12 protein-coding genes are annotated in these 12,702 nt (G+C 69.3%); 10 read left to right on the top strand and 2 right to left on the bottom strand.

Features of this window, described 5'->3' with window-relative positions:
• The first annotated feature begins 82 nt into the window (after window positions 1-82).
• From ASF34_RS08430 to ASF34_RS08385, 10 genes are all read left to right on the top strand, one after another.
• Window positions 83-1,036 carry a class I SAM-dependent methyltransferase gene (locus tag ASF34_RS08430; RefSeq protein ID WP_056160515.1) on the top strand — a complete coding sequence of 318 codons (954 nt, stop codon included), beginning with the start codon at window positions 83-85 and terminating at the stop codon, window positions 1,034-1,036.
• 120 nt (window positions 1,037-1,156) lie between these two features.
• Entirely contained in the window at window positions 1,157-2,677 is a 1,521-nt protein-coding gene (locus tag ASF34_RS08425; RefSeq protein ID WP_056160513.1) for a bifunctional metallophosphatase/5'-nucleotidase, read from the top strand.
• Complete coding sequence (locus ASF34_RS08420) at window positions 2,674-3,363, top strand: uracil-DNA glycosylase (RefSeq protein WP_018045924.1); 690 nt, start codon at window positions 2,674-2,676, stop codon at window positions 3,361-3,363. Before ASF34_RS08425 ends, ASF34_RS08420 begins: the two co-directional genes overlap by 4 nt.
• 115 nt (window positions 3,364-3,478) lie before the next feature.
• Window positions 3,479-3,898 (top strand): hypothetical protein, encoded by a 420-nt coding sequence (locus ASF34_RS08415; protein WP_018045923.1) that lies wholly within the window; start codon window positions 3,479-3,481, stop codon window positions 3,896-3,898.
• A gap of 94 nt (window positions 3,899-3,992) precedes the next feature.
• Window positions 3,993-5,279: a 23S rRNA (adenine(2503)-C(2))-methyltransferase RlmN gene (gene rlmN / locus ASF34_RS08410; protein WP_056160511.1), complete on the top strand. Its 1,287-nt coding sequence runs from the start codon at window positions 3,993-3,995 to the stop codon at window positions 5,277-5,279.
• Between the two features lie 9 nt (window positions 5,280-5,288).
• On the top strand, window positions 5,289-5,771 hold the full coding sequence (locus tag ASF34_RS08405; RefSeq protein WP_056160509.1) for a hypothetical protein: 483 nt from the start codon (window positions 5,289-5,291) through the stop codon (window positions 5,769-5,771).
• A gap of 81 nt (window positions 5,772-5,852) precedes the next feature.
• Window positions 5,853-7,589, top strand: coding sequence for a gamma-glutamyltransferase (gene ggt / locus ASF34_RS08400; protein WP_056160507.1), 1,737 nt, complete (start codon window positions 5,853-5,855; stop codon window positions 7,587-7,589).
• A 72-nt stretch (window positions 7,590-7,661) separates the two neighbouring features.
• A complete protein-coding gene (locus ASF34_RS08395; RefSeq protein ID WP_056160505.1) occupies window positions 7,662-8,441 on the top strand; it encodes a lysophospholipid acyltransferase family protein in 780 nt (259 codons plus the stop codon).
• Window positions 8,442-8,640: 199 nt separating this feature from the next.
• Window positions 8,641-9,024 carry a hypothetical protein gene (locus ASF34_RS08390; RefSeq protein ID WP_051074345.1) on the top strand — a complete coding sequence of 128 codons (384 nt, stop codon included), beginning with the start codon at window positions 8,641-8,643 and terminating at the stop codon, window positions 9,022-9,024.
• Between the two features lie 105 nt (window positions 9,025-9,129).
• A complete protein-coding gene (locus ASF34_RS08385; RefSeq protein ID WP_056160503.1) occupies window positions 9,130-10,227 on the top strand; it encodes a DUF2125 domain-containing protein in 1,098 nt (365 codons plus the stop codon).
• Between the two features lie 248 nt (window positions 10,228-10,475).
• On the opposite strand, the gene ASF34_RS08380 is transcribed toward ASF34_RS08385, so the two are convergent.
• Both ASF34_RS08380 and ASF34_RS08375 read right to left on the bottom strand, forming a co-directional pair.
• Complete coding sequence (locus ASF34_RS08380; RefSeq protein WP_056160501.1) at window positions 10,476-11,435, bottom strand: prephenate/arogenate dehydrogenase family protein; 960 nt, start codon at window positions 11,433-11,435, stop codon at window positions 10,476-10,478.
• Window positions 11,428-12,549 (bottom strand): pyridoxal phosphate-dependent aminotransferase, encoded by a 1,122-nt coding sequence (locus ASF34_RS08375; RefSeq protein ID WP_056160500.1) that lies wholly within the window; start codon window positions 12,547-12,549, stop codon window positions 11,428-11,430. Before ASF34_RS08375 ends, ASF34_RS08380 begins: the two co-directional genes overlap by 8 nt.
• Window positions 12,550-12,702 lie beyond the last annotated feature (153 nt).

Below are 12,702 nucleotides of genomic sequence, written 5' to 3'. Positions count from 1 at the left end.
TTCGTGGCGCAGTTGTCTGGCGCAGCATATCTATCTAGAGCACGAGACCTGCCAGCGACCATCTCGTCAATGAAGGCGCGACATGCCGTCTCCCCGGTACTTCTTCAACCACTTCATGCCGTTCACCGGCTACCCCTATAAGGGGGGACCGACGGTCTGCAATCTGTGCGGATCGGCCGAGACGGTGACGGTGGCCGAGACCGACCGGCGGCTGAAGACGCTGAAATCCGTCGCCTGCGTGCAGTGCGGCCTGATTCGCACCGACCCGATGCCGACGCCGGACGAACTGGCGCATTATTACGCCCATGCCTACCGGGCCGATTACCAGCTCGCCTTCGCCGGCGGACCGCCGCGCCACCACCTCAACCGCTCGGCCCGCGAGGCGACCTTCCGCGCCGACCTGCTGGCGCCGAAGCTGAAGCCCGGCGCGCGGGTTCTCGATTTCGGCTCGGGCTCCGGCGAGTTCCTGGCCGCGGCCCGCGCCAAGGGCTGCGAGGCCATCGGCATCGAGCCCGGCCGCGACTATGCCGCCTATGCCCGCGAGCATCACAAGGTCGACGTTCTGGACGACGCCGACGACGGACGCTTCCCCGCCGGACATTTCGACGTGATCTCGACCCATCACGTGTTCGAGCACCTGCGCGATCCGGCCGTGGTGATGGAGCGCCTGTCGCGCTGGCTGAAGCCCGACGGCGTCATCTACGCGGCGGTGCCCAACATGGCCGCCACCGGCAAGCCGCCCCACGAGCGTTTCCACTTCGCCCATGTCCACGGCTTCGTGCGCGAGACCTTCGACCTCAACGCCCGCCGGGCCGGCCTCGTCCCACATCCCGAATATTGGCGCGAGGACACCACCGTGGTCTACCGCAAGACCGATGCCCCCGTGGGCGAACTCGCCAATCCCGGTCTCGCCGAGCGTCTCGTCGTCGAGCTCAAGGGCACGCCGGCCGCCGCCTATCTCGTCTCCGGCGCCTGGATCTGGCCGATGCTCCGCCGTAACGCCAAGGCGGTGCGCGACGGTTTCGCCTCTCGCTGAGGTCCGCGTTCGGGCCTGACGCCGGAACGCGAGGGCCGATGTTGCATCGGCTTCATCGATCGCGTCCACACTGGCTCTAGCCGGAATCTCGATCGCCCGGCCCTTCGGAGACCTGTCGCGATGCCTCGTCCTACCCGTCGTCAGACCCTGAGCCTCGGTCTCGGGGCGGGGCTCGCGGCAGGTTTGGCCGCGCCCGCCGGTGCCGGGGAGATCGAACCGACTTTCACGCTCCTCCTCGTCAACGACATCTACCTGATGTCCGAGGTCGACGGTCGCGGCGGCTTCGCCCGGCTCAACGCGGTGGTGAAGTCCGAGCGGGCGCGCGGCGTGCCGGTGCTCTACGCCCATGCCGGTGACACCCTCTCCCCCTCGCTGATGTCGGGGTTCGACCGCGGCGCGCATATCGTCGAGCTTCTCAACATCGCACCGCCCGACGTGTTCGTGCCGGGCAACCACGAATTCGATTTCGGCCCCACCATCTTCGCCCAGCGCATGGGCGAGGCGGCCTTCCCGGTCTTCGCCGCCAACCTGCGCGGTGCGGACGGCAAGCCCCTCGCGGGTCTCCGCGACAGGATGGTGGTGACGCTCGGCGGGATCCGGGTCGGCCTCGTCGGCATCACCCTCGCCAGCACGCCGGAAAAATCGCAATCCGGCGATCTCGTCTTCGGTCCCGAGATCGAGACGCTGCGCGCGGCGGCCCAGGCCCTTCGCGACGAGGGGGCCGAGCTCATCGTCGGCGTCTGCCATACGGCCCGCGTCACCGACGAGGCGATCGTGGCGGCGCGGATCGTCGACATCCTGCTCTCGGGCCACGACCACGACCTCATCGTGCAGTATGACGGCCGCAGCCTCCTGGCCGAATCGAGTTTCGACGCCCGCTACGTCACCGCCATCGATGTCGCCGTGACGGCGAAGGGAACGGGCAAGACCCGGACCCTGTCCTGGCACCCGACCTTCCGCATCCACGACACCGCCGACGTCACGCCCGATCCCGAGACCCTCGCCGTGACGCAGCGGCTCGAGGCTCGGCTGGCGAAGGAACTCGACGTGCCGGTGGGGACGATCAGCGCGCCCCTCGACAGCCGCATCTCGACCGTGCGCCTCCGCGAAGGCAGTTTCGGCAACCTCGTCGGCGATGCGCTGCGCGCGGCCACGGGGGCGGAGATCGCCATCACCAATGGCGGCGGCATTCGCGGCAACCGGCTCTATCCGGCCGGTACCGTGCTGACCCGGCGCGACATCCTCACCGAGCTTCCCTTCGGCAACACCACGGTTCTGGTCTCGCTGACGGGCGCCCAGGTGCGGACCCTGCTGGAATCGGCCCTTGCCGATCTCGGCCGCCCGGCGGGTCGTTTCCCGCAGGTCTCGGGTCTCGTCGTCACCGTCGATCCGGGGGCGAATGCGGGACACCGGATTCAGTCCATCCTCGTGGACGGACAGCCCCTCGACGAGACGCGGACCTATACGGTGGCCTCCAACAATTTCCTCTACGATGGTGGCAACGGCTACGGCCTCCTCGCCGACGGGCGCACCCTCATCGGCGCCACGGACGGCAAGCTCGTCGCCAACGAGGTCATGGCCTATATCGCCCGGCATGACCCGCTCTCCGTCCCCGATGGCGGCCGGATCGTGATCCGGTGACGGCGCGCGGCTCGCTGAGCCTGGCCCTCGACGAGTTCCGCGCCACGGGCTCGTCCTGGCTGACGCTGCCCTTCTTCTCCAATGGGGCGGCGGATGCCGTCTGTGCGCGCGTCGACGAGCGGATTGCGCAAGGGGCGAGCGTCCTGCCCTCCCCCGATGCGGTCTTCCGTGCCCTCACGCTGACGCCGCTGGAAGCGGTGAAGGCCGTCATCCTCGGGCAGGACCCCTACCCGACGACCGGCGATGCCAACGGCCTCGCCTTCTCCTATGTCGGCCCCCGCCGGCTTCCGGCCTCTCTCAAGGTGATCCTCGCCGAACTGCCGGGCACGATGGCGAGCGGCGATCTCACGCCCTGGGCGAGACGGGGCGTGCTGCTCCTGAACTCGGCCCTCACCGTGGAGGCCGGCAAGTCCGGCGCGCATCTGCGCTACGGCTGGTCCGCCCTCACCGACGACGCCGTGAAGGCCGTCTCGGCCCGTCCGACGCCCGCGATCTTCCTGCTCTGGGGGGCGCAGGCCCGCGCGCGGGCGGCCCTCATCGACCGAGAGCGATGCGGGGTGATCGAGACCGGGCATCCCTCTCCCCTCAACCGCCTGCGGGATTTTTCGGGCACGCGGCCCTTCGACGAGGCCAATGCCTGGCTGGCGGGCCGGGGCCTTTCCCCCATCGACTGGTCGCTCGGTTGACGCGGTGAAACGGTCGCTTTGACAGGACGGCCCGGCGGTCTATCTCGGATGGGCAGCATAAGCGGAACGTAAGAATCCGCGCCGCCCCAAGAACGCTTCCGAGGAAACGCCGTCCATGCGCCTGAAACCCGTTCTCAGCCTGTGCCTTGCGGCCGGCCTGCTCGCACCGACCCTTGCACAGGCTCAGATCCGCAACGCGCCTCCGCCCCGTGCCCTGGAATTCGCCGCCTACATCTTCGCCGCGGCCAATGTCTGCGGCTACCAGATCGGCGTCGAACAATTCGATGCCCTGCTCCAGAAGCAGAATGTCAGCGCCGCCGATGTCGGCCCGCGCGGTCCCTTCGGCGGCAAGGTCCAGACGATCTTCGCGCTGATGTCGAATCAGATGCAGTTGAACCGGGAGCAGGCTTGCCTAGCCGTCGCCGGCGAATATGGCCCCGAGGGCAATGTCGTGAAGAACGTGCTGCTTCCCATGGGTGCAGCCTCCCCACCCGCCGAAGCGAAACCTCCGGTCGAGCCCAAACCGGCTCAGTAGACCCCGCCATTCCGTCCACGCATCGGGACGCATTCGCGTTCCGGTGCGGGATCGCCTATATCGGATTCGTTCCAAGTCCGAAGGTTAGAGATCCATGGCGACGGCGTCGTTCGACACCGCCGGTCGCGACGTCAACGTCGTGGCCGCAATCGAGAAGCTTCCCGAGTTCCAGCCGGACGCCGTTCCGCCGGGCCGCTCGTCCCTCATCGGCCTCACCCGCGAGGAATTGAAGGGTCGCCTTGCCGCCATCGGCGTGTCGGAGCGCGAGCAGCGCATGCGCTCGGGCCAGCTCTGGCACTGGCTCAACGCGCGCGGCGCCACCGACTTCGACCAGATGACCAATGTCGGCAAGGGACTCAAGGCCGATCTGGCGCGGGCCTACACCTTGGAGCGGCCCGAGGTCGTCACCGAGCAGGTTTCCCGCGACGGCACGCGCAAGTGGCTGCTGCGCATGGCGCCCACCGGCAAGCACGACCACAATCGCGGCGCCGAGATCGAGTGCGTCTACATTCCCGGCCGTGGGCGCGGCACCCTCTGCGTCTCGTCCCAGGTCGGCTGCACCCTCACCTGCAGCTTCTGCCACACGGGCACGCAGCGCCTCGTGCGCAACCTGACCGCCGCCGAGATCACCGCGCAGGTGGTGGTGGCCCGCGACCGGCTGAACGACTGGGTCGGCCAGAACCCGGTGGCCGCCGGCGAGGACGAGACCCGCCGCGCCGTCACCAACATCGTCTTCATGGGCATGGGCGAACCCCTCTACAACATCGACAACGTCATCGATTCGGTGGGCGTGATGTCCGACCAGGAGGGCCTCGGCCTCTCCCGTCGGCGCATCACCGTCTCGACCTCCGGCGTCGTGCCGCAGATGCAGCGGCTCGGTGAGGAGGCCCACGCGATGCTGGCGATCTCGCTCCACGCGGTGCGCGACGACCTGCGCGACACCCTGGTGCCGCTGAATCGCAAATACCCCCTAGCCGAATTGCTCGCGGCCTGCCGCCACTATCCCGGCCTCAACAATGCCCGCCGCATCACCTTCGAATACGTGATGCTGAAGGGCGTCAACGATTCCGATGCGGATGCACGCGAACTGGTGCGGCTGCTCAAGGGCATCCCGGCCAAGATCAACCTGATCCCGTTCAACCCCTGGCCCGGCAGCATCTACGAATGCTCCGACTGGGAGCGGATCGAGCAATTCTCCGAGATCGTCTATGAGGCCGGCTACGCCTCGCCGGTGCGGACGCCTCGCGGCCGCGACATCCTCGCCGCCTGCGGCCAGCTCAAGAGCGAGACCGAGAAGCTGCGCGCCCGCGCCCGGATGATGCTGGAAGACGGGATCGGCGCCGAGGGCGTTTATGCCGGGGCCGATGACGACGAAGGCTGAGCGCGTCCCATGCGGTTCCTCGGCCGCCTGATCTGGGCGAGCCTCGCCTTGTGCCTCGCCATTCCCTGTGGGGCCCTGGTGCTCGTCCTTGCCATCCTGGTCGATCCGGTCTCCAGCGAGGCGCTGACCCGGCTCGGCCTGTTCGGCTTCCTGCAGGGGATGACCGACCTCGCCTCCGGGATCGGTCCCGACGCGCTGCTTCTCCTTGCCTCCGGCATCGCCCGCGCCGGGTTCGTCCTGCTGGTGCTGCCGCCCCTCGCCATGGCGCTCATCGGCGAGGCGATGAACCTGCGCAGCGCTCCGGTCTATGCTGTCGGCACGGGGCTCGCCACCGCCCTCGTGCCGTGGCTGATGCGGGGCGCGCCCGCCTCCCTCGCCGCCCACAACCTCGCCGTCGAGGGACGGGGGACCGCCCTGCTTTTCCTTGCCGGAGCGGCCGCCGGGCTGGTCTATGGCTGGATCGCCATACGCGACCGGCCCGTGGGGGCCTGAACGGGCACCGCTGCCGCTGCGTTGGCTGCGACGGGCATCGGCGCAGGATGCCGTGGGAGAGCCTCGCATGACGGATTGGGCATGACCGGACATCGCTTCAGCCTCGCCCTGGCGCTTCTCACGATGCTGTCTGGACCGGCCCTCGCCCAGGCGGCCCCGGAACTGCCGCCGATCCCCTCCGACGACGCCCGCATCCTCCCCGTCCTCGGGACCCACGGCATGGTCTCATCGCAGGACGCCCTGGCGACCCGCGTCGGTGTCGCGATCCTGAAAGGCGGGGGCAATGCCGTCGATGCCGCCGTGGCGGTGGGCTTCGCCCTCGCGGTGACGCTGCCGCAGGCGGGCAATCTCGGCGGCGGCGGGTTCATGCTCGTTCGCCTCGCCGGCACCGGCGAGACCGTGGCCATCGATTTTCGCGAGACGGCACCCGCCGCGGCGACGGCGGACATGTTCCTCGCCCCCGACGGGCAGCCCGATCGCGGCGCATCCATCCGCACCGGCAAGGCCGTCGGCGTCCCAGGCTCCGTGCGCGGATTGGCCGAGGCTCACCGCCTCTACGGGTCGGGCCGCTTCACCCTCGCCGATCTCATTGCCCCGGCCAGGGCTTTGGCCAGGGATGGGATTCCCGTTGAGGGCGGGCTCGCCGATTCGCTGCCCCGCGCCGCCGACCGCCTCGGGCGCTGGCCTTCGAGCCGGGCCGTGTTCTTCCGCGACGGGCGTCCGCTCCAGCGGGGCGAGACCCTGGTCCAGCCCGATCTCGCCGCGACCCTCGCGGCCATCGCCGAGCATGGACCCGATGCGTTCCATACCGGCCCGATCGCGGAGCGGATCGCGGCGGCGGCAAGACGCGTGGGCGGAGTGCTGACGCCTGCCGATCTCGCCGCCTATCGCCCCGCGATCCGCCAGCCCATTCGCGGCACCTACCGCGGCTACGAGATCGTCTCGATGCCGCCGCCGAGTTCCGGCGGCGTCCATCTCATCGAGATCCTCAACATCCTCGAAGGGTTCGACCTGGCCGCGATGGGCGCGGGCAGCGCCCAGGCCCTCCACATCCTCGCCGAGGCGATGAAGCCGGCCTATGCCGACCGCGCCACCTGGCTCGGCGATCCGTCCCGCTCGGAGGTGCCGGTGCGGGGCCTCACCGCCAAGGCTTATGCCGCGACCCTGCGCGCCGCCATCGACCCCGCTCGCGCCCGCCCGGCCGAGGCGGTGAAGGCCGGCGACCCGCTGCCTTACGAATCCGACCAGACCACCCACTATTCCGTGGTGGACCGCGCCGGGAACGCCGTCTCCACCACCACGACCCTCAACTTCTCCTACGGGCTCGGCCTCGTGGCGGAGGGGACCGGCGTCCTCCTCAACAACGAGATGGACGATTTTTCCGCCAAGACCGGGAGCGTCAACGCCTATGGCCTCGTGGGCGGCCCAGCCAATGCGGTGGCGCCGGGCGCCCGGCCGCTCTCCTCGATGACCCCGGCCATCGTGCTCAAGGACGGGCGCCTCGTCCTCGTCACCGGAAGTCCGGGCGGCAGCCGCATCATCTCCACGGTGCTGCAGGTGATCGTCAACGTCATCGATTTCCGCATGAACCTCGCCGAGGCCGTCACCGCCCCGCGCATCCATCACCAATGGCGGCCCGACGTGCTGTTCGCCGAGGACGGGCTCTCGCCGGACACCCTCGCCCTGCTCCGGGCGAAGGGACACGCGGTGCGGGTGGGGTCGAGTTCGGGCTCGGCCAATTCGGTGATGACGGGTGACGGGCTCGTGGCCGGGGCCGCCGACACGCGCCAGCGCGGAACCCTGGCCGAGGGCGAATAGGGCGGTTCGGGTCCGGCGGATGGTGCGGCGGGACGGCGCGCGCTACAGGAAGGGCATCATTCCGGGTTTCCGATGCATATCCTTCGCTCCATCGCCTTCAACATCGTCTTCTACCTCGCCACCGCCCTCATCGCGATCGGCGGCTTGCCCGCCCTCGTCTCGGAGCGGGCCTGCATCCGTGTCGCCCGGTTCTGGGCCAAGGTGAGCCTGTGGCTGCTGCGCGTGGTCGGGGGCGTGCGCGTGGAGCTCAGGGGGTTGCACCACCGCCCCCCCGGCGCGCTGCTGGTGGCGTCCAAGCACCAATCCGCCCTCGAGACCCTGGCCCTCGTCACCGCCTTCCCGGATTTCGCCTATATCCTCAAGCGCGAGCTGCTCTGGATTCCGCTCTTCGGCTGGTTCCTGTCCCGTTCCGGCATGGTCGCCATCGACCGCTCCAAGGGCACCCGCGCCATGGCGGCGATGAACGAGGCGGCGGCCCGCGCCATCCGCGACGGGCGCCAACTCATCATTTTCCCCGAGGGCACCCGCAAGGCGCCGGGTTCGCCCCCTGCCTACAAGCTCGGCATCACCCATCTGTACGCGGCGCTCGGCGTGCCCTGCCTGCCCGTCGCCCTCAACAGCGGTCTCTACTGGCCGCGCCGCCAACTGACCCGCCGCCCCGGCACCACGGTGATCGAGTTCCTCGCCCCCATCGCCCCCGGCCTCGACCGCACGGCGTTCCTGGAGGAGATGCAGACGCGGATCGAAGCCGCCTCCGATGCCCTGCTGGCATCCGGCCGGGCGGATCTGGCGGCACGCGGTCATGCCGTGCCCGGGACCGGTGCCGTCGCAGAACAATCCAGGACCGCGTGAGCGCTCAGTCTATCCACAGGCTGTGGATAAGCCGGTCGGAGGCACCTTGCGGGGAGCGAAAGCGCGACTCTTGACGGAAGGAAATTGTTAAGATTACTCTGGAACAAAGGGCGAACGGAAAAGCCGCGTTTGTTCTCGCCCCGCAAGGCGCGGAACACGGCTTTCACCGAGGCCCATCCTCTGATCAGGAGATCCACCCATGCGCGAAGTACGTCTCAGGACGACGGCCAGCCTGCGTGGAACTCCTGCCCTGGTGCTGAGCGCTTGGCGCGGCCGGTCCGGCCGCCGTTACGTCGTCGGCATCCATGAACTGGCCGAGCTCGAACTCGACGACATGGGCGAGGCGGTGGTGATGGCCGTGCGGCGGGACTCCGCCGGGATCGGCGAACTCATCGCCGTGGCCGCGGCCGGATCGAGCCCGCGCGAGCGGCTCACCCGCAACTGGATCGCCCGTGCGCGCCATGGCGGCGCCACGGAGATGCATGTCCACCGCCTGGCCGAGGATGAGGCCGAGCGGTGCGAGATCGTCGCCGATCTCCATGTGGATCGGCCTATGGACCAGATCACGAGCGTCGCCGCCTGAATCGGCGGGCGGCCATGCTTTCGCCGCGTTGAGACCCGCCAAAGCTCAGTCACGAAGGATACCCCGTCGACGGCGACGGGGCTTCGAGATCGAGGCGAGTGGACGATGGCGCAGGCACCGGATTTGACGGCCAGGAAACGGCCATCGCGGACCGGCCTGTTCCTGCCCTACATTCTCTTCCTCGCCGTTGTCCTGATCTGGAGCGCGGGTTGGTTCTGGATTCGCGGCAAGGCCGGGTCCGAGATGGATGCCTGGATCGCCCGCGAGGCCTCGGCCGGGCGCAACTGGACCTGCGCCGACCGCACCATCACTGGCTATCCCTTCCGGATCGAACTGCGCTGCGCCTCCCTCGCCTTCTCGCGGGCGGACAGCCGCTTCACCCTCGGACCGTTGACCGCGGTGGTTCAGGTCTATCAGCCGCGCCAGGGCATCCTGCAGGCGAGCGGGCCGTTCCACGTGGAACAGGACGGCCTCGTCGCCGACGCCACCTGGACCTCCCTGGAGGCGAGTTTCCACGGCACGTCCGACGGGTTCACGCGGGCCTCCCTGGCGGTGGATGGGCCGAAGGTCAGCGTGACGAATGCCGGACCGCAGCCCATCGACGTGGCGGCCAAGCACCTCGAATTTCACGCCCGGCCGACCCCCGCCCGTTTCGCCACCGAGGGTGCCGTCGATACCAGCCTGCGGCTGACGCAGGCGAACGTGCCGTCCCTCGATCCTCTCCTCGGCAACACCGCCCCCGTCGATATGGCGTTGGATGCCACGGTGAATCAGGCGGCCGTCATCCGGACGGGACAGGTGGCGCGCGAGCTCGAAGCCTGGCGCCGGGCCGGCGGCAGCCTCGACATCGCCCTGCTCTCCCTGGCCAAGGGCGACCGCCGCCTCCAGGCCCAGGGTAAGATCACCCTCGACGACGAGCACCGTCCCGCCGGACAGATCGATATCCGCGCCGCCGGGGTGGAGGCCCTGGTCGGGCAGGTCATGGGCCAGCGTTTCGGGGCCGAGAAGGGTGCCCTGATCGGAGGGCTGGTCGGCAAGCTGCTCGGTGGCGGAAGTCGCCGCCAGGACGCCGAAGCGGCCGCCACGCCGGCGGCAGCGGGAGATCCGTCCCTCAAGGCGATGCCGCCCCTGCGCCTCACGGACGGCCGCCTGATGCTGGGTCCGTTCCCGATCCCCAACGTCCAGGTGCCACCACTGTACTGAGAGGCCGTTCGACCCAAGTACATGAGCCGTGATGGTTCAGCAGGAGACATTCATGCCTGCACGACCTCATCCTGAGGTGCCGGAGCGAAGCGGAGGCCTCGAAGGAGGGCTCCAGTTCGCGCAGTGGCTACTGGAACCCTCCCTCGAGGCCGCTACGCGGCGCCTCAGGATGAGGTCGTCGGTCAGAGAACGGACGTCTTTGCTCGGGGGCGACGGCAAACCAGCCCACTAGTTCATCTTGCGAGACCCTACCGCCCCGAGACCGGTTCGTCCTTCGCCGGTTCCGGCGGGGTGCGGCTGCGGCCGAAATCCGCTTCCGCCGTCTCCTGCCCGAGGGCGACGATGCCCCGGCGGATGGCACGGGTGCGGGTGAACAGTTCGAACAGCGCATCGCCGTCGCCCCAGCGAATGGCGCGGGCGAGGGCCGCCAGATCCTCGTTGAAACGGCCGAGCATCTCCAGCACCGCGTCCTTGTTGGTGAGGAACACGTCCCGCCACATGGTCGGGTCTGAGGCGGCGATGCGGGTGAAATCGCGAAATCCGCCGGCCGAGAACTTGATGACCTCGGATTGCGTCACCGCTTCGAGATCGGCGGCCGTGCCGACGATGTTGTAGGCGATGAGATGCGGCACGTGGCTGGTGATGGCGAGCACGAGGTCGTGATGCTCCGGCGTCATGCTCTCGACGATGGCGCCGAGCCCCTCCCAGAAGGCCTGGACCTGTGCGGTGGCGGCCTCGTCGGTGCCCTCCGGCGGGGTGAGGATGCACCAGCGGCCCGAGAACAGGGTCGAGAAGCCGGCATCGGGTCCGGAATATTCGGTGCCCGCCACGGGATGAGCCGGCACGAAACGAACGCCCTCGGGTAGATGGGGCGAGACGGCGGCGACCACCGAGGCTTTCACCGAACCGACATCGGACAGGATGGCACCGGGTTTCAGATGCGGCGCCATCGCCTCGGCGACGGCCCCCACCGCCCCCACCGGCACGCACAGGATGACGAGGTCGGCGCCCGCGACGGCCCCGGCCTCGCCCGTCGCCTCGTCGGCGAGGCCGAGGGCCCGCACACGCTCGATCACGGCCGGGTCGCGATCGATGGCGACGATGCTCCGCGCCAGCCCGTATTGCCGCGCGCCCCGCGCGATGGAGGAGCCGATCAGCCCGAGGCCGACGATGGCGAGGCGCTCGCAGACGGGGTTCGCCTCAGGCACGGATGCCGTCCTTCACGAAGGCGGTGAGCGCCGTGACGAAGGCGCGGTTGGCCTCCTCGCCGCCGATGGTCACGCGCAGGGCGTCCGGCAGGCCGTAGGAGGTCACCCGCCGCACGATGATTCCGCGCGCGGACAGATAAGCGTCGGCCTCGGCGGCGCTCCGATTCGGCTCGTCGGGAAAATGGACGAGGATGAAATTCGCGACGCTTGGGGTGACCACGAGGCCCAGCGAGGAGACGACCTCGGTCATCCAGGCGAGCCACGTCTCGTTATGAGCGACCGCAGCCGCTACATGGGCCTCGTCGGCGATGGCCGCCGCCCCGGCCGCGATGGCGCTGCCCGACAGGTTGAACGGGCCGCGGATGCGGTTCACCGCATCGATCACCCCCGCCGGGCCCACCATCCAGCCGATCCGCAAGGCCGCGAGGCCGTGGATCTTCGAGAAAGTGCGGGTCATCACCACGTTCTCGGCCTCGAGAACGAGTTCGAGGCCGGCGCTGTAATCGTTCGTCCGCACGTACTCGGCATAGGCTCCGTCGAGGACGAGGAGGACGTTCGGCGGCAGGCCCGCATGCAGGCGCCGGATCTCGGCGAAGGGCAGGTAGGTGCCGGTCGGGTTGTTGGGATTGGCGAGGTAGACGATCCTCGTGCGCGGCGTGACGGCGGCGAGGATCGCGTCGACATCGGCGTGCAGATCGCGCTCGGGCACCACCACGGGCGTGCCGCCGGCGGCCAGGATGGCGATGCGGTAGACCAGGAAGCCGTGCTCGGTGAAGATCCCCTCGTCGCCCTCGGAGAGATAGGCGTAGGCGAGGAAGGACAGGAGCTCGTCCGAGCCGGCGCCGCAGACGATGCGAGCGGGATCGAGCCCGTAGCGGAAGGCGATGGCCTCGCGCAGGCGGGTCGAATTGCCGTCCGGATAGAGGGCGAGGCGGAACGCCTCTTCGCGCATGGCCTCGATGGCCAGCGGGCTCGGGCCGAGGGGCGTCTCGTTGGAGGAGAGCTTATGGACCTTCACCGCGCCGGGGGCGCCGCTCTTGCCGGGCACATAGGCCTCGATGGCGAGGATTCCGGGGCGGGGGACGGGACGGGACACGGAGGGAGCGGAGGACATGAGCGCGGGCCGGCTGGAGTTCAGGCTGCCCGTCTAACGCAGCTTGCCCGCCTTGACGAGTGAACCGCCTCTCTCCCGCCTAAGCAGGTTCGCATTGGCAAGCCAACGCTTCACCTCGCTGAGGCCTCTGACGTGTCGCAGGTTTTGGAACGC

It is taken from the genome of Methylobacterium sp. Leaf106 (genome assembly GCF_001422895.1).
Lineage (GTDB): Bacteria > Pseudomonadota > Alphaproteobacteria > Rhizobiales > Beijerinckiaceae > Methylobacterium > Methylobacterium bullatum.
Note: the sequence above shows the minus strand (reverse complement) of the source record. Positions and strands in the feature narration are given on the sequence as shown.